This is a genomic window from Agrobacterium sp. B1(2019) (assembly GCF_008274755.1).
In the GTDB taxonomy this organism is placed as follows: Bacteria; Pseudomonadota; Alphaproteobacteria; order Rhizobiales; family Rhizobiaceae; genus Agrobacterium; species Agrobacterium salinitolerans.
Genome location: NZ_VTPB01000001.1, coordinates 417936 through 442178 on the forward strand (window position 1 = coordinate 417936; position 24243 = coordinate 442178).

The following is a 24243-nucleotide window of genomic DNA, read 5'->3' on the forward strand; positions in this document are numbered from 1 at the left end:
TTCTCAGGCGCGCGGTTCGGCGTAACGCAGGCGGCTTTCGGTCAGCACGCCGCTTTCATCGAGAATGGGATGCGCCACCGTCACGATATGGGCGTTGATGCGTTTGAGGTCGCGCAGCATGTCGAGATGCAGCGAGCTGGTCTGCATGCTTTCCGCCAGCCCGTCGCGCAGCCGCTCCAGATGGCGGTTGGAGGATTGTTTTTCGAGGCGGCGTATATCCACCTTGCTTTCCATCAGCCGGCGGGCGAGCTCGAAATCGCCGGTTACCAGAATGCTCTGGGCGGCGCGCAGGTTCTCGATGGTCATGTCGAACAGGGTCTTCAGCTCCTCATAACCGTCATCGGAAAATTTGAAGCTGTTCAGCACCTTCTTGCGGATCTGCTCGCAGATGCCCTTTTCGATGATATCGCCGATATGTTCGAGGTTGATGGCATAATCGATGATGGCGATCGAACGACGCGCTTCCTCGTCGGTCAACCCTTTGCGGCCCAGCTGGGAAAGATAGACCTTCACCTCCTGCTGGCGGCGGTCGACCTTGCTTTCAAGCAGGGACACTTCCTGAAGTGGGGCCAGATCATTGTGCTTGAAGGCGTTTTCGGCGCGGATCAGCATCCGCTCGATGCTGTCGCCGACGCTTAAGACCTCACGGGTGGCATTGGCAAGCGCAACGACCGGCATATCCAGCGCCTGCTGGTCGAGAAAATTCGGGCCGTCCTCGGCTTTCGGATCGCCCGGCACCAGCTTTGTCATCAGGTCGGAAATCAGGCCGGAGAAGGGCCAGGCCAGCGCCGCAAGGATGACATTGAAGATCAGGTGGGCGTCGACGGGCAATTTGGCGGGCGAAAGCGGCAATTGCTGTAGATAGGTTGCGCCATAGGAGGCGAGCGGCATCGCAATCAGGCAGCCGATGGTGCGCACGACAAGATTGCCGATGGTGATGCGCCGTGCCGAGGCGGGGCCGGAAAGCGTGGCGATGACTGGTGGAATGGCGCCGCCGAGGTTAGCGCCGAGAATGAGAACGATGATCAGGCCGGTGGATAGCGTGCCGGTGGCGGCCAATGACAGAATGAGCACCACGACGGCGAGGCTGGACGAAGAGACGAAGGCCAGCACCGCGGAAAAGATCAGCGCAACGGGCCATGCGCCATCCAGCAGGCCGATGAAAACGCCAAGCGCCGGCGAAGCGCGCATCGGTTCGGTCGCGCCGCTCAGAAGATGCAGCGACAGAAGCATCAGGCCGATGCCGATAACCGCTGTTCCGCCGCCCTGCCGGGCATTCGAACTGCCCTTTTTCAGAATAATGCCGGCAAGGATCAGCAGCGGCGACAGCCATTCCACCCCCGCCGCGACGATCCATGCGGTAACGGCGGTACCGACATTGGCGCCGAGCAATACCACCTGCGCCATGCGTGGCTTGATGAGGTCACGCTCTGCAAAGGAGGCCACGGTGAGTGCGGTCGCCGTCGAGCTTTGCAGAGCGACTGTGGCGAAGAAGCCGGAAAAGAAGGAACGGGGACCATTCTGGGTGCCGGTGGCCAGCACGCTTCGCAGTTTCATGCCGAAAGCACGGGTTACGCCGTCCTTCACCTGGGCAAGGCCGAAGAGCAACAGTGCGACGGCGCCGAGAAGGTTGACGATGACAATGGTGGATTGCATGCGACGTCTCCTCACACCCGCCGGCGGATGGTTCCGGCGAGAGCGATTTTTTATTGTCCGGCTAATCAGTATAGGAGCGTGAACGCGTTCGGTATAGGCCGGGTTGCGACAGTTCCGCAGTAAAAACGGTCAATTTTCATGTTTGCCTGAAAAATTGGCTGCAAAGATGGCAGGTCAGGACCACGCCGTCTGGCGCAAGGCCTCGCCGGCGACCATTGCCACCGACATGGCGACGTTGATGGAGCGTTGTCCGGCCATCATCGGGATGATGATTCGCGCATCCGCCCTGTCATGAACATGATCAGGCACGCCAGCGCTTTCACGGCCGAAAAGCAGGATGTCATCGGCGTGATACACGATGTTCGTATAGGGCAGGGCGGCTTTGGTGGAGGCAAGAACGAGGCGGCGGCCGGTGGTTGCCCGCCATTCCTCGAAACGGTCCCAGCTGACATGGCGCGTCAGCGCCGCCGCCGCAATGTAGTCCATGCCCGCCCGTTTCAGATTACGGTCGGAAATATCAAAGCCGGCCGGCTCGATGATGTCGACACTAAGGCCAAGACAGGCGGCCAGCCGCAGGATCGTGCCGGTATTGCCGGGAATATCGGGCTGGTAGAGGGCGATCCTGATTTCGGGCCCTGTTTTGGGCAAAGTGTCGGGCATGGTTTTCTCTTCGCATTCGGCAATGTCGGACCGATTATCACGGGTGAATGGCCTGTGACAGATGCGGCAGTGAAAAGTCCCCTTTTAGGGTCATTGCCCGGCGGATGTTCATTCGCATGACACATAGGCAGGTTACCCAATAACCAACCTGTCGTCAGATAAATCAAAAGATCTGGAAGCGCCTAAGGGCGGTTTCTCTTCGGATTTCTGTGCGCAGCAAAACGGGAAAAAAGCCATGTCCGACCGGGTGAATTTCGTCCATCTGACCGATCTGCATGTGGGCAATCCGCAGGTGCAGGATGATGATCTTTATTCCGAAACCTCGGCCACCCTGTCTGCCACACTCGCACAGATCAAGGCGCTGGTGCCGCCGCCGGAATTCATCGTCGTCAGCGGCGATCTGACCAACCGGGGCGATGCCGGCAGCTATGAAGAACTCAAGCGCCTGATGGACGAAGCCGAGTTGGATGTGCCGGTGCTCTTCGCACTCGGCAATCATGACCGCCGCGACGGGTTTTACCCTGTCATGTTCGACCGCCATGAGGGTCTGGACGAGCCCTATGACCATGCTGAGGTGATAGCCGGTATCCACATCATCGTCCTGGACACCAGCGTTTCGGGCAAGGTCGGTGGCGCTTTCGAACCCGGCCAGATCGAATGGCTGGAGGAGGAACTTGAAAACCATCCAGACCTGCCGAAGCTGCTGGTGATGCACCATGCGCCTGCACTCGATTTCGACCGTCCTGAGGCGGAATGGGAATCGTTGTCCTTTGACGATACCGAGGCGCTGGACGAGGTGCTGTTCGAACACGATGTTATCGGTATTCTGGCGGGCCATATCCATTACGACCGCGTGTCGCAATGGCAGGGCATTCCCGTGGTCGTCGGCATCGGTCAGCATTTCGCCACCGATCCGCTGTGGCTGCATGAGGGCGTGCGCATGTTGTCAGGTGCATCTTTCGCCATCGGCACGATAAGGGACACGGGCCTCACCGTCACTTTCGCGCCACAGCCCAGCGATCGCCGGGAATTGAAACGCCATACTCAGGCGGGCATGGCCGAACTGATCACGGAATATGAGAGTGGCCAGGCGCAGGACGCAGCCGAATAAGGCGACGCTCCACGGCGGACCGCGGGTGGAAACCTTTGCGGGTAAATCCGCCCCATTTGCGCTACTTGCCACAATCTTGAGTTTTCGCGCGCGTCGCTGTCTTTCCGGCTGGTCATTGCTTAATTTTTGCGCTACAAGGCCATATCTTCAACACCAGCCAAGGGAGGTTCTCATGCCAAATGACATTCGTATTCGCCTCCAGGCTCCAGCGGTTCGTCTGCTGGCTTAGGTGATACCTCCGCGGCTTGGCCGCGTTTCCCATAGTTTGATTCACCATGTGGCTGTTGCGGCCATATCGAAAGACTTTTCCGTTCCGTCGTGAGCCATATTTGTGTCCGCTCACCATGTCACGATGGAGCGATTGATTGCCGGAGCTTGGCCTATGTTTGGCTGGTTTGAAAAACGCCTTGATCCTTTTCCCGCTTCGGCGCCGTCAGTGGCGCCACAGAAGCTTTTGCCGTTCCTGTGGCATTATGTGAAGCCCGCCTGGCCGTGGTTGCTGCTGCTCGGCCTGATGTCCATGGGCATCGCCATTGCCGAAGCCATGCTTTACAAATTCCTCGGCAATATCGTCGACTGGTTGTCCACGGCCAATCGCGAGACGTTTTTTGCCGATGAGGGCTGGCATCTGATCGGCATGGCCGGGCTGGTGCTTATCGTGCTGCCGCTGATGGGCGCGGTTCACACCATGACGATGCACCAGACGCTTGCCGGCAATTTCGGCATGATCGCACGCTGGAAAATGCATCGTTTCCTGCTGCGCCACTCGATGAACTTTTTCGCCAACGAGTTTGCCGGCCGGGTTTCGACCAAGGTGATGCAGACGGCGCTGGCGATCCGCGAAGTGGCGTTGAAGGTGATCGACGTGTTCGTCTACGCCATCAGCTTCGTCGTTTCGATGCTGTTCATGGTCGCGGCGGCAGACTGGCGGCTGGTCATTCCCCTGCTGGTCTGGCTCGGCATCTATATGTGCATTCTTGCCTATTTCGTGCCGAAGCTTGGCCGGCTTGCGCAGGAGCAGGCCGATGCGCGCTCCATGATGACGGGGCGGATCGTCGACAGCTACACCAATATCTCGACGATCAAGCTGTTTTCCCATGCGGGCCGCGAGGAAAGATATGCGCGTGAGGGCATGAACGTGTTTCTCGGAACCGTTCACCGCCAGATGCGCAAGATTTCCGGCTTCAATATCCTGATCGACCTTAACAATGCGGTCGTGCTGTTTTCCACGGCCACACTCGGTCTCTATTTCTGGATGCAGGGTTCGGTGACGGCCGGCTCGGTCGCCATTGCCATCAGCCTTGCCATGCGCGTCAACGGCATGTCGCAGTGGATCATGTGGGAAGTCACCTCGCTGTTCGAGAATATCGGCACGGTCTATGACGGCATGTCGATGATGACGAAGCCGCATGACATTGTCGACGTTCCGAAGGCACCTGAGCTTGCCGCACCGCAGGGCGCCATCCGTTACGACAACGTCCGCTTCCACTATGGCAAGAACAAGGGCGTGATCGACGGGCTGACGCTCGACATCAAGCCGGGCGAAAAGGTCGGTCTGGTCGGGCGTTCGGGCGCGGGCAAGACGACGCTGATGAACCTGCTTCTGCGCTTCTATGATCTGGAGGGCGGCCGGATAACCATCGACGGGCAGGACATCTCCAAGGTCTCGCAGGACAGCCTGCGCGAACTGATCGGCGTCGTGACGCAGGATACCTCGCTGCTGCACCGCTCGATCCGCGACAACATCGCTTACGGTCATCCCGAAGCCACGGACGAGCAGGTGATCGCGGCGGCGAAGCGGGCGAATGCCTGGGACTTCATCGCAACGCTTGTCGACATGCATGGTCGTCAGGGCCTCGATGCGCAGGTGGGCGAACGCGGCGTGAAGCTATCCGGCGGCCAGCGCCAGCGTATCGCAATCGCCCGCGTCTTCCTGAAGAACGCGCCGATTCTGGTGCTGGACGAGGCGACTTCGGCGCTCGACTCCGAAGTCGAGGCGGCAATTCAGGAAAACCTCTTCTCGCTGATGGAAGGCAAGACGGTGATCGCGATTGCCCACCGCCTTTCGACGCTGACTGAAATGGACCGGCTCATCATCCTCGACAAGGGCCGGATCGTGGAAGCGGGCAGCCATGCGGAACTGGCGGCAATGGGCGGCATCTATGCCGATCTGTGGCGGCGCCAGTCCGGCGGTTTCATCGCCGACCACGAGGCGGAAGTGGCCGCGGAGTAAGCAAAAGCGAAAGGGCGAGGAACATTCCCCGCCCTTTTTCATTCCTCGAATGTTACCGAAATATAATCTCTTCCCGAAGCCTTCGCGGCTGTTCCCGTTCCGGGAATCCGCCTATATCCGGACCATGGTCATTACCCGCATCTTCGAGTATTTCGAGAACTGGATAAAGCCCTTCGCCCGCAAGGACGATTTGCGGCCGCCCGAAAGCACGTTCGCCTTCATCTGGTTTTATATCTCGCAGGCCAAGGCACCGTTTTTCGCCATGCTGGTGCTGGGCGGTTTGACGGCGGCCATCGAGGCGGCACTGTTCTGGTTCGTCGGCCGGCTCGTTGATATTCTCTCGACGGTGAAGCCGGAAGAGGGCTGGGCGGGGCTGCTTGCGGCCCATGGCGGCGAACTGGTGGGCATGCTGGTGCTGATCGGCGTCGTGCGTTTTGTCGTCACCATGGTGACCGCGCTGGTGGATCAGCAGATCATCACGCCCGGTTTTTACAATCTGGTGCGCTGGCAATCCTATATGCATGTGGCGCGGCAATCGCTGACCTTTTTCCAGAACGATTTTTCCGGCCGCATCGTCACGAAGGTCTGGTCAGGCGGGCAGGCGGCGGGCGATCTCGTCACGTCGCTGATGGAAAGCGTGTGGTTCGTCGGCATTTATTCCGTGTCCATGCTGTTCCTGATTGGCGGGCTCGACTGGCGGCTTGCGGTCATCGTCATTGTCTGGGTGGGGATATTCTCGCTGCTGGCGCGGTATTTCGTGCCGCGCATCCGTCACCACTCCAAGGAAACGGCGGAAGCCGCCTCGATGCTTTCCGGCCGCATGGTGGACGCCTATAGCAATATCCAGACGCTGCGGCTGTTCGGGCGCGACGACGCCAATGACCGCTATATGCGGCAGGGCTTCGACATTTTCCAGCATGCGACCATGACGTTCACGCGCTTCATCACCGGCGTGCGCGCCTCCATGGCGCTTCTGTCCGGCGTGATGATCACTTCCATGGCCGCGCTCTGCACCGATCTGTGGCTTTCCGGCAAGATCAGTTCCGGCGCTGTCGCCTTCACGCTGGCGCTGGTGCTGCGCCTCAACTTCCTGCTCGGGCGGCTGATGACGCAGTTTAACGGCATCATGCGCAATTTCGGCACGGTGCAGAATGCCGCCGAGTTGATTTCGCAGCCGATCGGTCTCGTCGATGCGCCGGAGGCGACGGTGCTGGAGGTGAAGAAGCCGGGCATCCGTTTCGAGAATGTCAGTTTCCACTACGGGCGCGCGAACGGCGTCATCGACCATCTCAATCTCGATATCCGGGCGGGCGAGAAGGTGGGCATCGTCGGACGCTCCGGGGCGGGAAAATCCACCCTCGTCAATCTGCTTTTGCGTTTTTACGATGTCGAAAAAGGCCGTATCCTGATCGACGGGCAGGATATCGCCAGGGTGACGCAGGAATCGCTGCGCGCCCATATCGGCATGGTCACGCAGGATACGTCGCTGCTGCATCGCTCCATTCGCGACAACATCCTGTTCGGCCGCACCGACGCCACCGAAGCACAATTGCAGGAGGCGACGCGGCGCGCCAAGGCGGATGATTTCATCGCCAGGCTAGAGGATCAGCGCGGTCGCAAGGGGTTCGATGCACATGTGGGCGAACGCGGCGTGAAATTGTCCGGCGGCCAGCGCCAGCGCATTGCAATCGCCCGCGTGATGCTGAAGGACGCACCGATCCTCGTGCTCGATGAGGCGACGTCGGCGCTCGATTCGGAGGTGGAGGCGGCGATCCAGAGCAATCTGAATGAGCTGATGCAGGGCAAGACGGTGCTGGCCATTGCCCACCGCCTGTCGACGATTGCTGCTCTTGACCGGCTGATCGTGATGGATCAGGGGCGCATCGTGGAGGAGGGCAGCCATTCCGATCTGGTCATGCAGGGCGGTCTTTATTCGGAACTCTGGGCGCGGCAGTCGGGCGGTTTTCTTGCCGCGGACGAAGCGGCACAATAGGGCCTTCGGCTATTTCCCGATCATGAAATCCGCCACCAGTCCAAAGTGATTGGAGCCGAGGCTGTCGGGCAGACGGGTGGTTTTCATCAGCGTCGCCGGTTCGCGGGCGAAGATGTGGTCGATGGCGATGCCGAAGCGACCGGCCTCCGTCGGCCATGTGGCGGGTTCGAAGGTCGCTTTCTTCAGATCGTTGGCGGCGAGGAAAGCGCGCATGTCAGGCGCGATGCTGGCCGAATTGAAATCTCCGGCCAGAATGAGCGGCCCGGTGACACGAAAGAGAATTTCGCTCACTTCGTCGAGTTCGTCGCGATGATAATCGTCGAAATAGGGCTTGGTGATATGCCCGGCGGCGAGCGTCAGTTCCGTGCCGTCGAGGTCGATATGGGCTATGGCGAACCGATCCCGCCGAAGATCGCTGAGGCTGTGGAAACGACCTTCCAGCAATGGTCTTTTTGACAGGATGACCAGATCGCATCCGGGCGTGCCGGCGTAACAGCCAAGCCTGTGCGGATAGGTTTGCTGCAGTCGCGGCAGGGCCGATTCAAGCGCCGCCGCTTCGAAGAGATAGACTGCATCCGCGCCCGATTCGAGAATTTTGTCGGCGATTGCATCGGCATTGGCGGCATTGTCCATCAGCACGTTGAAGGACAGCAGCCGGAAGGGCTTGGCGCCCGGCGCGGGGGCGGCGGATGTGGAGAATTCCAGAAGCATGGCAATGGCATGGATGGCGAGCGCAAGCGACCAGACCACGAGGAGCGCCGAAACCGCATCGCGCGTCAGCCAGAACATGAGGCATGACAGCAAGATACAGACGATGGCGATATGGAGCTGAAAGCTGGTGACGAAGGCGAGAAGCCAGAAATCGGTGAGGTAGCGCAGGCTGGCGATGACTAGAACGGCAGCCACTGCCGTGGAGACCATGCAAGAGAGCTTCGCCGTCATCCGAATCCCTGCTTTCCGTGCTCTCCCTTGAAGTCTCCTAACATGGCGCCATTGGGTGCACAATGTTGCCCGACTGCCAGAGGCGGCGAAAAAATGAGAAGCAAATCGGGCGCTTCGGGCAGAATTACGGCAGCTTTGTGTGCTTTGCTCTTGCCAAGTCGGTCAATATTTTGCGATCACACAGAGTGAAGCGGTTTCTTGATGCCGCAGTTGTGTCCAGGACGATGGGACGGAGTTTGTCCTGGATCAAATCTTAGCGGGAGGACTCATGCGATTTACGGCAAAAACAGCGCAGAGGATGGTGTAGCGGTGAGCGAGCACGTAACCAATCACGACGCTTCGGGTGAACCGACCCGTCGCGATTTTCTTTATCTAGTGACGGGAATGGCGGGCGCCGTTGGTGCCGCCGCAGTAGCATGGCCTTTTATTGACCAGATGCGTCCCGATGCATCGACACTGGCGCTTGCCTCGATCGAGGTGGATGTCGCGGCCGTCGAGCCGGGCATGTCGCTCACCGTGAAGTGGCGCGGCAAGCCGATTTTCATCCGCAACCGCACGGAGAAGGAAATCGAGGAAGCCAAGGCTGTCGCTCTCGGCGATCTGAAGGATCCCGTGGCGCGCAACGCCAACATTGCTGCCGATGCACAGGCGACGGATATCGACCGCTCCGCCGGCCAGGGCAAGGAAAACTGGATCGTCATGGTCGGTTCCTGTACCCATCTCGGTTGTGTTCCGCTTGGCCAGGCCGGCGATTTCGGCGGGTGGTTCTGTCCCTGCCATGGCTCGCACTACGATACGGCGGGCCGCATACGTAAGGGTCCGGCGCCGCAGAACCTCGCCATCCCGACATTTGCATTCACATCCGATACCGTGATCAAGATCGGATAAGGGGACAGATATTCATGAGTGGTCATTCCAGTTATCAGCCGTCCACCGGCATCGAGAGGTGGATCGATTCGCGGCTTCCCTTGCCGCGCATGATCTATGACAGCTTCGTTGCCTACCCTGTCCCGCGTAACCTGAACTACGCCTATACGTTCGGCGCGATGCTTTCCGTCATGCTCATCGTGCAGATCCTCACCGGCGTCGTGCTGGCCATGCATTACGCGGCCGAAACGACGGTCGCGTTTAATTCCGTCGAAAAGATCATGCGCGACGTCAACCATGGCTGGCTGCTGCGCTACATGCATGCCAACGGTGCGTCGTTCTTCTTCATCGCGGTTTACCTGCACATTGCCCGTGGCCTGTATTACGGCTCCTACAAGGCGCCGCGCGAAATCCTCTGGATTCTCGGCTGCGTGATCTTCCTGCTGATGATGGCGACGGGCTTCATGGGTTACGTTCTGCCCTGGGGCCAGATGTCCTTCTGGGGCGCGACCGTCATCACCGGCTTCTTCACGGCATTCCCCGCCATCGGCGAATGGATCCAGCAGTTCCTGCTTGGCGGCTTTGCCGTTGACCAGCCGACGCTGAACCGCTTCTTTGCGCTTCATTATCTGCTGCCCTTCATGATCGCAGGCGTCGTTATCCTGCACATCTGGGCGCTGCACGTCACCGGTCAGACCAACCCGACCGGCGTTGAAGTCAAGAGCAAGACCGACACGGTTCCCTTCACGCCTTATGCGACGCTGAAGGATGCGCTCGGCGTTTCCGTGTTCCTGATCGGTTATGCCTGGTTCGTCTTCTATATGCCGAACTTCCTCGGCCACCCCGACAACTACATCATGGCAGATCCGCTGAAGACGCCGGCGCATATCGTTCCGGAATGGTACTTCCTGCCGTTCTACGCCATGCTGCGCGCCATCACCTTCAACATCTGGGTCATCGATTCCAAGCTTGGCGGCGTTCTCGTGATGTTCGGCGCGATCGTCGTGCTGTTCTTCCTGCCCTGGCTCGATACGTCGAAGGTTCGCTCCGCCGTCTATCGTCCCTGGTACAAGATGTTCTTCTGGGTCTTCGTGGTGAATGCCATCATGCTCGGCTGGCTGGGTTCGCGCCCGGCGGAAGGAACGGGCCTGATCGGCCTGCTCACCGGCGATCTGAAAGGCAATTATGTCGGCTATTCTCAGCTCGGCACGCTTTATTACTTCGGTTTCTTCCTCGTCATCATGCCGATCCTCGGTCTGGTCGAAACGCCCCGGCGTATTCCGAATTCGATTACCGAGGCCGTTCTCGAAAAGAACGCCGCCAAGACGGGTGCCGCATCTGCGGCTGCCGAAGTCTGAGCGCGAAGGAAGGATGACGACAATGAAGAAGCTTGTAACAAGCATCGCGCTTTTCGCCGCCATCGGCTGTTCCGTCACCGTCGTTTCGGCGGCGGAAGAGAGCCATGATCTCGCCGCACAGGCCACGCATGCTATCGCCGGCAACCACTTCCCGATCATCAAGCCCGAGGAACAGAGCTGGTCTTTTGCCGGTCCCTTCGGGAAATATGACAAGGGCCAGCTGCAGCGCGGTCTGAAGGTCTACAAGGAAGTCTGCTCCGCCTGCCATTCCATGAACCTGGTTTCCTTCCGCACGCTGGGTGACCTCGGTTATTCGGAAGACCAGGTGAAGGCTTTCGCGGCTGAGTACGAAGTGCAGGACGGGCCGAACGCCGATGGTGAAATGTATAATCGCAAGGCCGTACCTTCCGATCATTTCCCTTCGCCTTTCCCGAACCATGAGGCGGCGGCGGCCGCAAATGGCGGGGCGGCCCCGCCGGACATGTCGCTGCTCGCCAAGGCGCGCGGCGTAGAGCGCGGTTTCCCGCAATTCATCATCGACATGATCCCGATCATCGGCGGTTATCAGGAAGGCGGACCGGATTACATCCACGCGCTGCTGACTGGTTATCAGGACGCGCCGGCCGGCATTAAAAACACGGATGGTTCGGACTACACGGTGCCTGAAGGCACCCACTTCAACCCGTATTTCGTCGGCGCCACCTCCTTGAAGATGGCGCCGCCAATCAGCGCCGATCAGGTGACGTATGACGACGGCGCGCCGCAGACCGTGGACCAATATTCCAAGGATGTTGCGGCGTTCCTGATGTGGACCGCAGAACCACATCTGGAAGAGCGCAAGCGCACCGGCTTCATGGTCATGGTGTTCCTGTTCATCTTTACGGCGCTGATCTATCTCACCAAGAAATCGGTCTACGCCAACAAGGAATATTGATCGATATCCAGGTGCCTGTCAGTCATTGGCCCCCACGATCTTTCGTGGGGGCCTTTTCATGGGTGCTGGTGATAACCGCAAGCATCGGTTGCCCGGCTGAGAGATGCCGCAGGGCCGGAGCCCGGTCACAGCAATGCCAGGGAATGAGCGCGGGTCCTTTTTAGTTGGTCCGCAGCCGCCAAGTTGATAGGGTGGCCTGAACCTTCTGATCCATTTCCCTTATCTCAATTGGAAATACCATGACCGTTATCGCTTCGGAGCTTTCCGCTGCCATCCGTTCCATTCCCGACTATCCGAAGCCGGGCATCATCTTCCGCGACATCACGACATTGCTCGGCAACCCGCGCGCCTTTCGCCGCGCCGTCGATGAACTCGTGCAGCCCTATGCGGGTACGAAGATCGACAAGATCGCCGGCATGGAAGCACGCGGCTTCATTCTGGGAGGGGCGGTGGCGCATCAGCTATCGGCCGGTTTCGTGCCCATTCGCAAGAAGGGCAAGCTGCCGCACACCACTGTCCGCGTCGCCTACAGCCTTGAATACGGCGTGGACGAAATGGAAATGCATGTGGATGCGGTACAGCCGGGTGAAAAGGTCATTCTGGTCGACGACCTGATTGCCACGGGCGGCACCGCTGAAGGTGCGGTCAAGCTGTTGCGGCAGATGGGCGCGGAGATCGTTTCCGCCTGCTTCGTCATCGATCTACCCGATCTCGGCGGCCGCAAGAAGCTGGAAAACCTTGGTGTCGAGGTGCGGACGCTGGTGGAATTTTCCGGCCATTGAGATGGTAACGGGGCAATGGTGACGCTATTGCCCCGGCGCTCATTCTATTCGAACTCCAGAACCCCGCTCCGGAAGGTCAGCACCGTTTCTCCCGACTGGTTGACGCCCTCGTTAAATGTAGTGTTCAGCCAGACGCCGGCTCTGGATTCCAGCGCTCGGGTGTCGAGCAGGGTCACGAAATAGGTGACATCGTCTCCGGCAAAGACCGGTTTTTTCCATTTCAGTTCTCGAAAGCCGGGCGAGGGGCCGAGTTTGGGCGGCTCAAGGCCCTGCAGTTTCAGCCTCTTCACCTCCTTGGCCCAGTGGGAGAGGAAGCTTTTCATCCAGCCGGCACCTGTGTGCCATCCGGAAGCGCAGAGACCGCCGAAAACGCTGTTCTTTGCGGCTTCCGCGTCGAGATGAAAGGGCTGCGGATCGAAATTGCGGGCGAAACGGATGATGTCTTCGGCGGAGAAATGCAGCGTATCGAGGGTGACGCGTTCGCCGATCGGAGAAAGTTCTGCCAGTTTCATGCTGCCGCGCCCCCATTGTCGCGCATGCGGAACATGACGGTGTTTTCGCCGTGCGATACCAGAACGCCGTGTTGGTTATAAAGCTCGTGGCGTAGTTTCACGAGGCCGATGCCGGGGCGGGACGCGGAGGGCCGCTGTTCCAGCACAATGGATTTTCCCGCAAGCGTATCGCCCGCCAAAACCGGTTTTTTCCAGTCAACGAAATCGATGCCGGGGCTGCCCTCCGAGGTCGAGTTCGAAATGTAGCTGTCGGCCATCATCCGCATCAGCAGGCTGCAAGTGTGCCAGCCGGAAGCCGCTAGCCCGCCGAGAATGCTCTGGCGTCCGGCCTCTTCGGACAGGTGCATGGGTTGGGGGTCGAATTCACTCGCAAAAGCAACGATCTGCTCTGCGGAAATCGATTGCGGTCCAAGGGGAAATTCCTGTCCGACGGGAAAATCCTCATAGGCATAAGTCGCGACCGGCGTCATGGCGTCCTCCCTTCGCACAGTCAATATCGGCTGCATCTAAAATGATTTTTCCCTTTACGTAAAGGTCAAATCGGGGATGCGCTGCGGAGTAATGGGGCGAGCGGGTACTACTTGTTTCTTCTCCCTGGCGGGGAGAAGAAACCGTGCCGCGATGTCCGGGCGACTACGCCCCGACCGTCCTCACCTGAACCCAGATCAGGTATTGAAACGGAAGTGGATGACGTCGCCGTCCTGAACCACATATTCCTTGCCTTCGTCGCGAGCCTTGCCGGCTTCCTTCGCACCGACTTCGCCCTTGAAGGCGACATAGTCGTTGTAAGCGATGGTGTTGGCGCGGATGAAGCCGCGTTCGAAATCGGAGTGGATGACGCCGGCGGCCTGCGGGGCCTTGGTGCCCCGCTCAATCGTCCAGGCGCGGCATTCCTTCGGGCCGACGGTGAAATAGGTGATGAGATCGAGCAGCTTGTAGCCAGCGCGGATCAGGCGGTCGAGGCCTGCTTCTTCGAGGCCGAGGGCCGAAAGGAACTCCTTCGCTTCTTCATCGGGAAGCTGCGCGACTTCGGATTCGATCGCCGCGGAGATGACGACGGATTCGGCTCCCTGGGCCTTCGCCATTTCGGCAACGGCTTTCGTGTGTTCGTTGCCGTCGACGGCGTCGCTTTCGGCAACGTTGCAGACGTAGAGGACCGGATGCGCGGTCAGGAGGTTGAGGCCCTGAAGGATGCGCAGCTCCTCGGCATCCAGCGTGGAGAGCAGGGTGCGGACCGGTTTGCCTTTGTTCAGAAGCTTCAGCGAAGCTTCCATCAGCGGCAGCTGCGCCACGGATTCCTTGTCCTTGCCGGTGGCGCGCTTGCGGGTCTGTTCCGTGCGGCGCTCAAGGCTTTCGAGATCGGAGAGCATCAGCTCGGTCTCGATGGTTTCGGCGTCGGCCACGGGGTTGATGCGGCCTTCGACGTGGGTGATGTCATCATCCTCGAAGCAGCGCAGAACGTGAACCACGGCGTCCACTTCGCGGATATTGGCGAGGAACTGGTTGCCGAGGCCTTCGCCCTTCGATGCACCGCGCACCAGGCCGGCAATATCCACGAAGGAGATACGGGTGGGGATGATTTCCTTCGAGCCGGCAATGTCGGCGAGGATTTTCATGCGCGCATCCGGAACCGCCACTTCGCCGGTATTCGGCTCGATGGTGCAGAAGGGATAGTTGGCCGCCTGCGCCGCTGCCGTTTTCGTCAGCGCGTTGAAGAGAGTGGACTTGCCGACATTTGGCAATCCAACGATACCGCATTTGAAGCCCATGGCTTGAAACCTGTCCGTTTGAAAGAATTCGTTGAGGAGCCTTTTGCGGAAACGGCAGGGCAAGGTCAAGCCCGCGGGCGGATTTGTGCGGGCAAAGCCCCTTTAATGGTGCGGAATTTCGGGCAGGGTTGCCGATGCCGCGGTTGCGGCGCAATATAAGCGGGTCAAGCGACCGATCTTTCGTCATCAACGGGGTTTTCCCATGAACAACCGCGATGAGCGACAGGCACGAGCGACCATGATGAGTGACAGTCCTGTCGATCTCAAACCGAAACCGAAAGTCAAACCGAAGCTGGAGCGGCCGAAGCTCTACAAGGTCATTCTGCTGAATGACGACTATACGCCGCGTGAGTTCGTTACCGTGGTGTTGAAATCTGTTTTCCGCATGAGCGAGGAAGCCGGCCACCGGGTGATGATGACGGCGCACCGCTTCGGAAGTGCGGTCGTCGTTGTCTGCGAGCGCGATATCGCCGAGACCAAGGCCAAGGAAGCGACTGATCTCGGCAAGGAGGCGGGATTTCCGCTGATGTTCACCACCGAGCCGGAGGAGTGAGCGTTAATCCTGCCTTTTCTGGAAACCCGTCTTGTTCTGCACGAAGCCACAGCTTTCGTAAAATGCATGGACCTCCGGGCGTTGTCGCCCGGTCAGTAGCATCACCTTGTAGCAGTTCGCTGCAAAAGCGGCCTCGACGGCATGGCACACCACCGCGCGACCATATCCATGGCCGCGACGGTTTTCCAGCGTCACCACGTTTTCAATAAGGGCATAGGAGCGGGCGGCGCGCGTCAGGTTCGGCACGATCTGGAGCGTGGCGGTGGCGACCGCTTCTTCGCCTTCGGTCGCAAGAAACACGGTCAGGCCGGGCTGGGCGAGCATGGCCGCGAAAGCCGTGCTCGCTTCTTCAGCCGTCATTTCAGGGTCGGACGGATTGAGCGCCCGGTACAGTTCAAGCAAACCGGCTAGATCGCCGGCTCCGGCTGCGCGCAGGACGATGGGCTTCGAAGACATTCGCGATCTAGTCCTTCTTGCTGAACATACGCTTCAGCATTTCGGCCATCGGGCCGGTTTCGGGCAGCTTTTTCGGCTGGGCGCTGTTGCGTGCCTGATGGATATGGGACTGTGCGGCGGGTTTGGCTGCCTTGGCCGGTTTTTCGGACTCCGGCTTGCTGCCTGTAGCCAGCGCCAGCTTGTTCATCAGCTGCGAATCCTCGGCTTTCACCAGCATGGCGGCATTGTCGGCAATGGCGTCCAGAAGCGGATCGAGCCAGACCCGGTCTGCCTTGGCGAAATCGCCGAGCACATGGCTGTGCACCCGCTCCTTGTCACCGGGATGGCCGATGCCGAGGCGCAGGCGGCGATAGTCCTTGCCGCAATGGGCGTCGAGCGATTTCAGGCCGTTATGACCGCCATGGCCGCCGCCCGTCTTGATACGGGCGCGGCCGGCCGGCAAGTCCAGCTCATCATGGATGGCGATGATGTCCGCCGGCGCAAGCTTGAAGAAGCGCATGGCCTCGCCGACGGACTCACCCGAAAGGTTCATATAGGTCAGCGGCTTCATGAGCAGAACCTTTTCACCGCCGATCTCGCCTTCGGAAATCTCCGCCTTGAATTTTTTCGACCAGGGCGCAAAGGACGGCAGGCGCTGCAGCGCATCGACGGCCATGAAGCCGATATTGTGACGGTTTCCCGCATATTGCGCGCCGGGATTACCAAGTCCTGCGATGATCTTCATGGGGCATGTCCGCGTTTTGCCTGATGATGCTGTTGTCACCACCCCGAAAACCGCCGGCTGTCAATCTTTTTATGGAGTTTCGGATGGGTTCAGGGGCTGACGAGATTGTAGCGGTCGAATATTCGCTGCTGTGTTCCATCGGCGATCAACCTGTCCAGCCGGGCCTGCAATTTTGCGATCACCTCGTCGGGTACGCTTTTGTTGCAGGCCAGGCCAAGCTGTTGTCGGCTGAGCGTTATCACTTCCCGGAACGTGTCGGCGGGCAGGCTTTTGAAGGTGCTCTCCGACATGGGCATCAGGTCGATGCGGCCGGCTTTCAGCTTGTGAAGCGTGATCTCGAAATCCGCGCCGACATCCACCTGCGGGAAACCGAGCTTTTCGAGAAGCGCTTCGGTGTAGTCTCCACGCTGGGTTCCCACCCGATATTTCCTCGCGTCCTCGAGGCTGGAGGCTTCGATATTCGCGTCGCGGCGCGCCACGAGAATGTTGCGGTCGATATGGATCGGCGTGACCCATTTGAACTGCTTCTCCCGCTCCGGCGTTCTCGCAGCGGCGAAGACGCAGTGCATGGCCTGCGTTCTGGCCAGTGCGATGGCCCTTGCCCAGGGCATGACGGCGACTTCGTAGCTGGTGCCGGTGTCCTCGAGCACGGTTCTGAGCTGGTCGAAATAGACACCCCGCACGCTGCCGTCGCTGGCCTGCAGATTATAGGGCGGATAGATCTCGGTGGTCAGGAACAGCTTGGCTGCGCTGGCCGGCGTGGCAAGAGCAAGAAAGATCAGACAAAGGCGGATCCATCGCATCGCTGCCTCCACCGGGTTCACGCTTGTCGTGCCGCTATGCGGCTTTGCCCGGCCGCCGCATCGAGTGCGACGATCAGCTTTTGGACCGGCTGCGGGCGCGCAAAGTGATAACCCTGCCCGAAGTCCGCGCCCATATCGGTAAGCAGGTCCTTCTGCTCCTCCGTCTCCACGCCCTCGGCAATGACGGTGCAGTTCATCTTGTGCGAGATGGCGGCGATGCCTTCGACAAGCATGCGGTTTCGCTGGCTGATTTCCACCGTGTCATCGCAGATCGAGCGGGTGAAGGACTGGTCAATTTTGACGATATCGACCGGAAAGCGGCTGAGATAGCTGAGCGAGGAATAACCCGTGCCGAAATCATCCAGCGCGATGCGGCAGCCCAGCTGGTGGATGGCGTTGAGGATCGCCCGGATTTGCGGATCGTCCTTCATGATAACGGCTTCGGTGATCTCGATGACCAGCCGTTTCGGAAGAATGCCGTGGCGGTGCAGAACGCCGGCGATGCGGGTCGGCAATCCCGGTTCGAATTGCAGCGGTGAGAAATTCACCGCCACATAGGTCTGTTCCATGCCCGGCAGGCGCGACAGTCTGGCGAGATTGGCGATCGACTGATCGAGAATGACATTGCCGATACGATGGATAGTGCCGTTTTCTTCCGCAAGGCTGACGATCGCGGCCGGGGAAAGCAGGCCCTTGTCCGGGTGGTTGAGACGCAGCAGCGCCTCGAAACCCGCCGTCTGGCCGGTGGCGAGGTTTTCTATCGGCTGGAAATAGGCCTCGAACCAGTCTTCGGAAAGCGCCTGCGCGATATCCCGCTCCAGCTCCGCATGTTCGCGCGCCCGGTCCATGATCGAACTGTCGAAGACCTGCGACCCGTTCTTGCCCGTGCGCTTGCGGGTATACATCGCCATGTCGGCATTCTGCAGAAGCTCGGAGGCGCTGGCGGCGTGCAGGGGATAGACCGCCATACCGATACTGGCGCTGAGGCGGATGCTGTTGCTTTCAATCTCGAAAGGCGTGTCCAGCATGGCGCAGATGCGCTCGCAGAATTGCAGGGCGCGCTCTTCCACCTTGTCGCCGGCCAGAAGAATGGCGAATTCGTCGCCGCCAAGCCGCGATGCGCTGTCCAGCGGCGTCAGCATGGGCTCGAGCTTCAGCGTGAATTGTTTGAGTACGGCGTCGCCCGCGGCATGGCCGAGATTGTCGTTGATCGCCTTGAACCGGTCGAGGTCGATGAACAGGCAGGCCAACTCGCTGCCATTGCGATCCGCATCGCGGATCTGCACGTCGAGAATCGCCTCGAAGCCCTGCCGGTTGAAAAGGCCGGTCAGGTGGTCTGAAATGGCCTGCTGTCGGTTACGCTTTTCCGACTGGCGCAGTTCGGTTACGTCGGTCATGACGCAGAGGCAGATGCTCTGATGGGCCGCATCACCGGAATCAAGAGACTTTTCGAGGATGAGAGCGTCCATGACGCCGTCATCCATGCAATGGAAACGCACGGTAATGCCGCTATGCGAGGCATCGGGCAAGGGATGCGCCGTCTTGCGCTGCTGGAACAGAATCCTGTCATCGGGATGGATGAGATCGGCGAAGTTCAGGCCGAGTATCCGGGAACGATCGTAGCCCGTCGCCTGCACCCAATAGTCGCTGACGGCGGCAATGCGGTTGTGCCTGTCGAGCGAAAACAGCATGGCGGGCGTGCGGTTGTAGATCTCCGTCTTGCGCTCGTGTGCGTTCTTGATCTCCAGCTCTTCCTTTTCGAGCTGGGACTGCATTTCGTTGAAGCTTTTCGCCAGCCTGCCGATTTCGTCCTTCGAACGCCAGTCGACGTGATGGCGCGAGCCGAGACGCCGCGTCGCCTCTATTGCCGCCGCAAGCCGCATCAGCGGACGGATGACCATGAAGCGGTTGCCGGCGATGGCGGCGAGAACGATAGTGAGGACGGCGAGGATGAAAATCGTGATGAAAGCCAGTTCGATGCGGCTCAAAGAGGTCATAAGGCTGACATTGTCGTAATAGATCGTCAGTTGCCCGACGGTGACGGAGCCCTTTGTGGTCTTGTAGGTTACTTCGCGCGTCGTCGAGGCAGCATCCTGAATGATGTCGCTGCCGGCTGTCTGGATGACATCGAGTTGGCCGGACGTATCCCTGACCTCGACCATCCTGATCACGGGGTCGGAAATGAGCGTTCCGGTAATCTGGTTTATGGTGTCGTCATCAAGGTCCCACAGTGGTCGTCCAAGTGCCTGCGCATTGGTCGATAGCAGAATCTCAAGGTGGTTACGCTGGCTGCGAATGGCTTCGTGATAGGACAGCGTCAGCAAAAGCGTGAAGAGCGGGGCGACCACTGTAAGAAGTGCGCCGGAAACTATCGCGATAAAGCGGCTTTCGACGGAATGAGCCATGTTAAATTGCAGCTACCCTTTGCCCCAAACTTGCTGCGCCGCGTTTCGTCCGCCGGGAGGGTTTTGCAGGGTTTCCGGCGAAAGCCCGTTTCACCACGCATTTCCTCAGGCCGACCGGTGTTCCACGACAGCGCGAGGGTATCGTTTCATGGAAGTGTTAATCGACACTGAAACGGATTCCGTATCAGGTGAGGATGGCGAGCTTTCTGGTTTTAAAGTTCATGAAAACTAAAAGGCCCGTTCCGAATACGGAACGGGCCTAATTTTTCAAAGCTGTCTTCAAGGTCGTCCGGCCTTGCGGCCGCCGATTATTCCTCGGAAGCTTCTTCGGTCGTTTCTTCAGCGACGCCAGCAGCCGGAGCAACGATCGTTGCGATCGTGAAGTCACGGTCGGCGATGACCGGCGTGATGTTCTTCGGCAGCTTCACATTCGAAATGTGGACGCTGTCGCCGATCTTCAGACCAGCGAGATCGACCGTGATGAATTCCGGAATGTCGTTGGCCGGGCAGTGGAATTCCACGGTGTGGCGAACGATGTTCAGAACGCCGCCGATCTTGATGTCCGACTTTTCTTCGTTTTCGAAGTGAACCGGAACTTCAACGTTGACGAGCGTGTTGCCCGAAACGCGCAGGAAGTCGACATGCATGGTGAAGTCGCGGACCGGATCAAGCTGGTAATCCTTCGGGAGAACCTTGATCTTCTTGCCGTCGACGTCGATCGTCGCAACCGTCGTCATGAAACCGCCAGCGTGGATACGCTTGGTGACTTCGTTGGTCGAGAGCGCGATAGAAATGGGGGCCTGCTTGTCACCGTAGATGACAGCGGGAATCAAACCGTTGCGGCGAAGTTCACGAGAGGACCCCTTACCAACTCGTTCGCGCGCCTCGGCCTTGAGCTCATACGATTCTTTGCTCATGGCAATTCCTTTCGAGGTTATATGGAGAGTTCATGCCGAACGAAGCGGCCTGAACTGGGGAGGTACAAGCACCATCCCACCCGCGTTGCCTCCAAGGGTGTCTACACGGGTGCGGGCGCTATAATACAAACGGGACATAAAGACAAGAGCGCGCATTTTTCACGGGCGTCGCTTAATAATTTTATTAGTATTTACTAATTCACCCGCTTGTTGCAACCTTTAATATATACTTATCCATGCACATAAACCCGGTGAAAACTTGGCGAATGATAAGGCTATGCAAAATTCCAATTGCGTAGATGACAATGCTCAAAGTTCTCGAGTGCCTCACCATAGATCACGACTATCGATACACTGCCGCAGCAGTCTTCGTCTGCATGCTGGGCAGTTTCGTTTCGATGCGCCTTTTTTCGAAAGCGCGTCTGGCGACGGGCGTGCAGAAGGTCAACTGGCTGTTCCTGGCGGGCGTCAATGGCGGGGCGGCGATATGGACCACCCATTTCGTGGCGATGCTGGGCTACGTCGCGGCCGGTGACGTGGGGTATGATCCTTATCTGACCGGGCTGTCGCTTCTGATCGCCATTACCACAACGACTGCCGGCTTCGGCATTTCCGCCTATGGCGGGCGCAGCGTGCTGGTGGAAGCCGGTGGAATCATCCTCGGCCTCGGCATCGCGGCCATGCATTACACCGGCATGGCGGCCTATAATGTTCAGGGCATAATCTTCTGGAATCAGGCCTATGTCATCGCCTCATTGATATTGGGGGCGGTGCTGGGCGCCATTGCGGTTAATCGCATTGCCCGGCCTCTCAACCGCTTCTGCCAGTATGGTGCGGTGGCGTTTCTCATCCTGGCCATTGCCTCGATGCACTATACCGGCATGGCCTCGATGTCTTTCGCCTTCGATCCGCGCATCGTCATTCCGGAAAATCTGCTGCCGCCAGCCATCATGGGCGGGGGCGCAATCGCCGTGACGCTGCTGCTTCTGGCGCTCGGGCTTTCCACCTATGTCATCGACGCCCAGTCAACCCAGCAGGCGGTCGCGCGTTATCGTCATCTTTCATTGCACGATCCGCTGACGGGTATTCCCAACCGCGCGGCATTCATCGAACATCTCAACCGCCGCACGCGCCATATCTCGCTGGGCGCGCATACCGCGCTTCTGTCGATCGATCTCGACCGTTTCAAGGAAATCAATGACGTGCATGGCCATGCGGCGGGTGACGCTGTGCTGCGCGCCATCGCCGACCGCGCGAGTTCCGTGTTGAAGACCGGAGAGTTCCTGGCGCGCATGGGCGGCGATGAATTCGTGGCGATGACCCATTCCTATTACACCCGCGCCGACGGCGCGGAATTCGCCCAGCGATTGATCGAGCAAATCAGCAGGCCGGTTGAATGGAACGGGCAGACATTTTCGGTCGGCGCAAGTGTCGGCATATCGGTTCGCAATACCGGCTCCATCGATGCCGATACCCTGATGGCGCAGGCGGATGTTGCCATGTACCGGGCAAAAAGCGGCATTTCGGACAGGATCTGCTTCTACGACAAATCCATGGATGAGGCCGCGCGTGAGCGCAATGCGCTTGCCATCGCCATGCGCAGCGGCCTCGCCAATAACGAGTTCGAGCTTTATTACCAGCAGCAGAACGACACCAAGAGTGGCAGCATTGTGGGTTTCGAGGCGCTCTTGCGCTGGAAGCATCCGGAACGCGGCATGATCTCTCCCGTCGAATTCATTCCGATTGCCGAACAGACCGGCTTCATCGTCGAACTGGGTGAATGGGTACTCAGAGAAGCCTGCGCGCAGGCCGCGCGGTGGAAGAAGTCGCTCGCCATTGCCGTCAACGTCGCGCCGCAGCAGCTTGCTGACAATGATTTCCCCGACAAGGTTGAGAGAATTCTTGCCGAAACGGGGCTTGCGCCGGAAAGGCTGGAGCTTGAAATCACCGAAGGCAGCATCATAGCCGATCATCGCCACGCGCTCGTCACCATCCGCAAACTCAAGGCGCTCGGCGTCAAGATCGCCATGGACGATTACGGCACGGGTTACTCCTCGCTTTCGACCCTGCAGAGCTTCCCCTTCGATAAGATCAAGATCGACCGCGCCTTCATTGACGGCCTCTCGACCAACGTGCAGTCGGAGGCGATCGTTCGCTCGACGCTCATCCTGGCGCACAGCCTCAATATTCCGGTGCTTGCGGAAGGGGTCGAAACCAAGGCCCATATCGAGTTCCTGCGGCGTGAAGGCTGCCTGCAGGTTCAGGGCTTCTTTTTCGGAAAGCCCGGACCGCTGACCTCCATCGCCAATCTCGTGGACGATACGTTCCTCTCGTCCGAGGATGAAACGGAAGTGACTGCCGGCCGGCGTTATTTCAAGGCCGTCTGACAGTCTGGCGCAGCCACGCTTGCGCCCGGCAAGGCCAGTCTCGAAATTTTTTGTTGAAACATGTCCGCTTCCAGCGCACCATCGCACAAAAGCTTTGGGAGGAGCGTATGCCGACAGACATCGCCCATGCGGAACGCGTGTATGAGACCGCGCGCCACCGTTCCGCCGCCGCAAGTTCTCCGATTGTCGCCTCGTGGCAGCGGTGCATGGTCAAGCATCGTCTTGCACCGGAGGAAAACCGCAAGCCGATCTTTCTCAGCGAGGTTGAATTCCGTCGCGCCCGTGAAAGTGCGGCTGGCCTGATTGCCGAAAGTACGGATGAACTCGACCGCATTTTCCAAAGCGTCGGCAAATCCGGCTGCTGCCTGCTTTTGACCGACGCGCAGGGCGTTGCGCTGGAGCGGCGCGGCGCCTCGGGCGATGATCGTGATTTCCGGGCGCTTGGTCTCTGGTCCGGGGCGGTCTGGAGCGAAGCGAGCGTCGGCACCAATGGCATCGGCACGGCGCTCGTTGATGAGCGCTCGGTGGTGGTCTACCGCGATCAGCATTTCTTCACGTCGAATACCGAACTCTGCTGCACGACAGCGCCCATCCGTGACCATACCGGCCGGGTGACCGGCGCACTCGATATTTCCACCTGCCGCGACGACATCAACGAGATGACCTTTTCCTTTGTCACGCAGGCGGTGAAGGATGCGGCGCAGCGAATCGAAGGCAATCTTTTCCGCCGCGCCTTTCCGGGTGCGCGCATCGTCGTTGTGCCGAGCGGTTTCGGGGCGGCGCTTTCGCTGCTGGCCGTGGATCAGGATGATCTCGTGCTGGGTGCGACCCGCGCCGCACGCCTTGCGCTGAAGCTGGACGACGCCCGGATCGCGCAGGGACTGCCCGCCGCGGATGTTCTTCAGGAACAGCGCCACGACAGCGGTTCAGACCTTGCGGAAGCAGAACGTTCGGCGCTTCGCCGCGTCTTGTCGCGCACCAACGGCAACGTCACGCAGGCGGCCTCACTGCTCGGCATCAGCCGCGCCACGCTTCACCGCAAGATGAAGAAATTCGACGTGCACTAAGGTCCACGCGGTTGCGATCCGGCCAATCATGCCGGATCGCGGCGTCTTTGTCGCAGATGTGAGACAATGTGCGCTGCGGAACAGCGCCGCCCCTCTACCGAACCGTATCATCTA

The 24243-nt window shown here is 59.4% G+C and carries 21 protein-coding genes; 10 read left to right on the forward strand and 11 right to left on the reverse strand.

From position 1 onward, the window contains the following. Positions 1 to 3: 3 nt before the first annotated feature. Both AGR1_RS02070 and AGR1_RS02075 read right to left on the reverse strand, forming a co-directional pair. Positions 4 to 1656, reverse strand: coding sequence for a Na/Pi cotransporter family protein (locus AGR1_RS02070; RefSeq protein WP_149146049.1), 1653 nt, complete (start codon positions 1654 to 1656; stop codon positions 4 to 6). Positions 1657 to 1830: 174 nt separating this feature from the next. Next, positions 1831 to 2316 carry a tRNA (cytidine(34)-2'-O)-methyltransferase gene (locus AGR1_RS02075; protein ID WP_149146050.1) on the reverse strand — a complete coding sequence of 162 codons (486 nt, stop codon included), beginning with the start codon at positions 2314 to 2316 and terminating at the stop codon, positions 1831 to 1833. A 235-nt stretch (positions 2317 to 2551) separates the two neighbouring features. Between AGR1_RS02075 and AGR1_RS02080 the strand changes: the two genes are divergently transcribed. The 3 genes from AGR1_RS02080 (at position 2552) to AGR1_RS02090 (ending at position 7653) form a co-directional block, all read left to right on the forward strand. Further along, positions 2552 to 3427 (forward strand): phosphodiesterase, encoded by an 876-nt coding sequence (locus AGR1_RS02080; protein ID WP_149146051.1) that lies wholly within the window; start codon positions 2552 to 2554, stop codon positions 3425 to 3427. A gap of 382 nt (positions 3428 to 3809) precedes the next feature. Further along, positions 3810 to 5660, forward strand: coding sequence for an ABC transporter ATP-binding protein (locus AGR1_RS02085; RefSeq protein WP_149146052.1), 1851 nt, complete (start codon positions 3810 to 3812; stop codon positions 5658 to 5660). A 124-nt stretch (positions 5661 to 5784) separates the two neighbouring features. Further along, on the forward strand, positions 5785 to 7653 hold the full coding sequence (locus tag AGR1_RS02090; RefSeq protein WP_149147260.1) for an ABC transporter ATP-binding protein: 1869 nt from the start codon (positions 5785 to 5787) through the stop codon (positions 7651 to 7653). 9 nt (positions 7654 to 7662) lie between these two features. Here the strand turns inward: AGR1_RS02090 and AGR1_RS02095 are convergent, their stop codons facing one another. After that, positions 7663 to 8595 carry an endonuclease/exonuclease/phosphatase family protein gene (locus AGR1_RS02095; RefSeq protein ID WP_149146053.1) on the reverse strand — a complete coding sequence of 311 codons (933 nt, stop codon included), beginning with the start codon at positions 8593 to 8595 and terminating at the stop codon, positions 7663 to 7665. A 309-nt stretch (positions 8596 to 8904) separates the two neighbouring features. Between AGR1_RS02095 and petA the strand changes: the two genes are divergently transcribed. The 4 genes from petA to AGR1_RS02115 all read left to right on the forward strand — a co-directional run bounded on the left by petA (position 8905) and on the right by AGR1_RS02115 (position 12536). Beyond that, on the forward strand, positions 8905 to 9483 hold the full coding sequence (gene petA / locus AGR1_RS02100) for a ubiquinol-cytochrome c reductase iron-sulfur subunit (protein WP_035220195.1): 579 nt from the start codon (positions 8905 to 8907) through the stop codon (positions 9481 to 9483). A gap of 14 nt (positions 9484 to 9497) precedes the next feature. Next, positions 9498 to 10820: a cytochrome b N-terminal domain-containing protein gene (locus AGR1_RS02105; protein WP_077981576.1), complete on the forward strand. Its 1323-nt coding sequence runs from the start codon at positions 9498 to 9500 to the stop codon at positions 10818 to 10820. A gap of 22 nt (positions 10821 to 10842) precedes the next feature. Continuing rightward, complete coding sequence (locus AGR1_RS02110; RefSeq protein WP_149146054.1) at positions 10843 to 11754, forward strand: cytochrome c1; 912 nt, start codon at positions 10843 to 10845, stop codon at positions 11752 to 11754. 239 nt (positions 11755 to 11993) lie between these two features. Next, positions 11994 to 12536 (forward strand): adenine phosphoribosyltransferase, encoded by a 543-nt coding sequence (locus AGR1_RS02115; RefSeq protein WP_077981577.1) that lies wholly within the window; start codon positions 11994 to 11996, stop codon positions 12534 to 12536. 44 nt (positions 12537 to 12580) lie between these two features. On the opposite strand, the gene AGR1_RS02120 is transcribed toward AGR1_RS02115, so the two are convergent. From AGR1_RS02120 to ychF, 3 genes are all read right to left on the reverse strand, one after another. Further along, a complete protein-coding gene (locus tag AGR1_RS02120; protein WP_080790120.1) occupies positions 12581 to 13048 on the reverse strand; it encodes a MaoC family dehydratase in 468 nt (155 codons plus the stop codon). Next, entirely contained in the window at positions 13045 to 13518 is a 474-nt protein-coding gene (locus AGR1_RS02125; RefSeq protein ID WP_080790123.1) for a MaoC family dehydratase, read from the reverse strand. Before AGR1_RS02125 ends, AGR1_RS02120 begins: the two co-directional genes overlap by 4 nt. Positions 13519 to 13713: 195 nt before the next feature. Further along, a complete protein-coding gene (gene ychF / locus AGR1_RS02130; RefSeq protein WP_149146055.1) occupies positions 13714 to 14817 on the reverse strand; it encodes a redox-regulated ATPase YchF in 1104 nt (367 codons plus the stop codon). A gap of 241 nt (positions 14818 to 15058) precedes the next feature. On the opposite strand from ychF, the gene clpS reads away from it, so the two are divergent. Continuing rightward, the gene (gene clpS / locus AGR1_RS02135; RefSeq protein WP_080792764.1) at positions 15059 to 15370 is read left to right on the forward strand and encodes an ATP-dependent Clp protease adapter ClpS; all 312 of its coding nucleotides are present in this window, start codon (positions 15059 to 15061) and stop codon (positions 15368 to 15370) included. A 3-nt stretch (positions 15371 to 15373) separates the two neighbouring features. On the opposite strand, the gene AGR1_RS02140 is transcribed toward clpS, so the two are convergent. From AGR1_RS02140 to AGR1_RS02160, 5 genes are all read right to left on the reverse strand, one after another. After that, positions 15374 to 15826 carry a GNAT family N-acetyltransferase gene (locus AGR1_RS02140; protein ID WP_149146056.1) on the reverse strand — a complete coding sequence of 151 codons (453 nt, stop codon included), beginning with the start codon at positions 15824 to 15826 and terminating at the stop codon, positions 15374 to 15376. 7 nt (positions 15827 to 15833) lie between these two features. Beyond that, positions 15834 to 16550, reverse strand: coding sequence for an aminoacyl-tRNA hydrolase (gene pth, locus AGR1_RS02145; protein ID WP_077981582.1), 717 nt, complete (start codon positions 16548 to 16550; stop codon positions 15834 to 15836). An 89-nt stretch (positions 16551 to 16639) separates the two neighbouring features. Then, entirely contained in the window at positions 16640 to 17353 is a 714-nt protein-coding gene (locus AGR1_RS02150) for a transporter substrate-binding domain-containing protein (RefSeq protein WP_149146057.1), read from the reverse strand. A gap of 17 nt (positions 17354 to 17370) precedes the next feature. Next, complete coding sequence (locus AGR1_RS02155; RefSeq protein ID WP_149146058.1) at positions 17371 to 19758, reverse strand: EAL domain-containing protein; 2388 nt, start codon at positions 19756 to 19758, stop codon at positions 17371 to 17373. 308 nt (positions 19759 to 20066) lie between these two features. Then, entirely contained in the window at positions 20067 to 20675 is a 609-nt protein-coding gene (locus AGR1_RS02160) for a 50S ribosomal protein L25/general stress protein Ctc (RefSeq protein ID WP_077981585.1), read from the reverse strand. 305 nt (positions 20676 to 20980) lie between these two features. Here AGR1_RS02160 and AGR1_RS02165 point away from each other — a divergent pair, with 305 nt between their 5' ends. Together AGR1_RS02165 and AGR1_RS02170 are read left to right on the forward strand one after the other, a co-directional pair. Continuing rightward, positions 20981 to 23062 (forward strand): bifunctional diguanylate cyclase/phosphodiesterase, encoded by a 2082-nt coding sequence (locus AGR1_RS02165; RefSeq protein WP_149146059.1) that lies wholly within the window; start codon positions 20981 to 20983, stop codon positions 23060 to 23062. A gap of 107 nt (positions 23063 to 23169) precedes the next feature. Beyond that, a complete protein-coding gene (locus AGR1_RS02170) occupies positions 23170 to 24129 on the forward strand; it encodes a helix-turn-helix domain-containing protein (RefSeq protein ID WP_080790139.1) in 960 nt (319 codons plus the stop codon). The last annotated feature ends 114 nt before the right edge of the window (positions 24130 to 24243 follow it).

Coding starts and splice junctions, on each gene's coding strand:
- AGR1_RS02155 (WP_149146058.1), bottom strand. CDS start 19,758: ATGGCTCATTCCGTCGAAAGCCGCTTTATCGCGATAGTTTCCGGCGCA.
- AGR1_RS02150 (WP_149146057.1), bottom strand. CDS start 17,353: ATGCGATGGATCCGCCTTTGTCTGATCTTTCTTGCTCTTGCCACGCCG.
- clpS (WP_080792764.1), top strand. CDS start 15,059: ATGAGTGACAGTCCTGTCGATCTCAAACCGAAACCGAAAGTCAAACCG.
- AGR1_RS02120 (WP_080790120.1), bottom strand. CDS start 13,048: ATGAAACTGGCAGAACTTTCTCCGATCGGCGAACGCGTCACCCTCGAT.
- AGR1_RS02170 (WP_080790139.1), top strand. CDS start 23,170: ATGCCGACAGACATCGCCCATGCGGAACGCGTGTATGAGACCGCGCGC.
- AGR1_RS02080 (WP_149146051.1), top strand. CDS start 2,552: ATGTCCGACCGGGTGAATTTCGTCCATCTGACCGATCTGCATGTGGGC.
- AGR1_RS02085 (WP_149146052.1), top strand. CDS start 3,810: ATGTTTGGCTGGTTTGAAAAACGCCTTGATCCTTTTCCCGCTTCGGCG.
- pth (WP_077981582.1), bottom strand. CDS start 16,550: ATGAAGATCATCGCAGGACTTGGTAATCCCGGCGCGCAATATGCGGGA.
- AGR1_RS02140 (WP_149146056.1), bottom strand. CDS start 15,826: ATGTCTTCGAAGCCCATCGTCCTGCGCGCAGCCGGAGCCGGCGATCTA.
- ychF (WP_149146055.1), bottom strand. CDS start 14,817: ATGGGCTTCAAATGCGGTATCGTTGGATTGCCAAATGTCGGCAAGTCC.
- AGR1_RS02125 (WP_080790123.1), bottom strand. CDS start 13,518: ATGACGCCGGTCGCGACTTATGCCTATGAGGATTTTCCCGTCGGACAG.
- AGR1_RS02075 (WP_149146050.1), bottom strand. CDS start 2,316: ATGCCCGACACTTTGCCCAAAACAGGGCCCGAAATCAGGATCGCCCTC.
- AGR1_RS02165 (WP_149146059.1), top strand. CDS start 20,981: ATGCTCAAAGTTCTCGAGTGCCTCACCATAGATCACGACTATCGATAC.
- AGR1_RS02160 (WP_077981585.1), bottom strand. CDS start 20,675: ATGAGCAAAGAATCGTATGAGCTCAAGGCCGAGGCGCGCGAACGAGTT.
- AGR1_RS02105 (WP_077981576.1), top strand. CDS start 9,498: ATGAGTGGTCATTCCAGTTATCAGCCGTCCACCGGCATCGAGAGGTGG.
- AGR1_RS02115 (WP_077981577.1), top strand. CDS start 11,994: ATGACCGTTATCGCTTCGGAGCTTTCCGCTGCCATCCGTTCCATTCCC.
- AGR1_RS02070 (WP_149146049.1), bottom strand. CDS start 1,656: ATGCAATCCACCATTGTCATCGTCAACCTTCTCGGCGCCGTCGCACTG.
- AGR1_RS02095 (WP_149146053.1), bottom strand. CDS start 8,595: ATGACGGCGAAGCTCTCTTGCATGGTCTCCACGGCAGTGGCTGCCGTT.
- AGR1_RS02110 (WP_149146054.1), top strand. CDS start 10,843: ATGAAGAAGCTTGTAACAAGCATCGCGCTTTTCGCCGCCATCGGCTGT.
- AGR1_RS02090 (WP_149147260.1), top strand. CDS start 5,785: ATGGTCATTACCCGCATCTTCGAGTATTTCGAGAACTGGATAAAGCCC.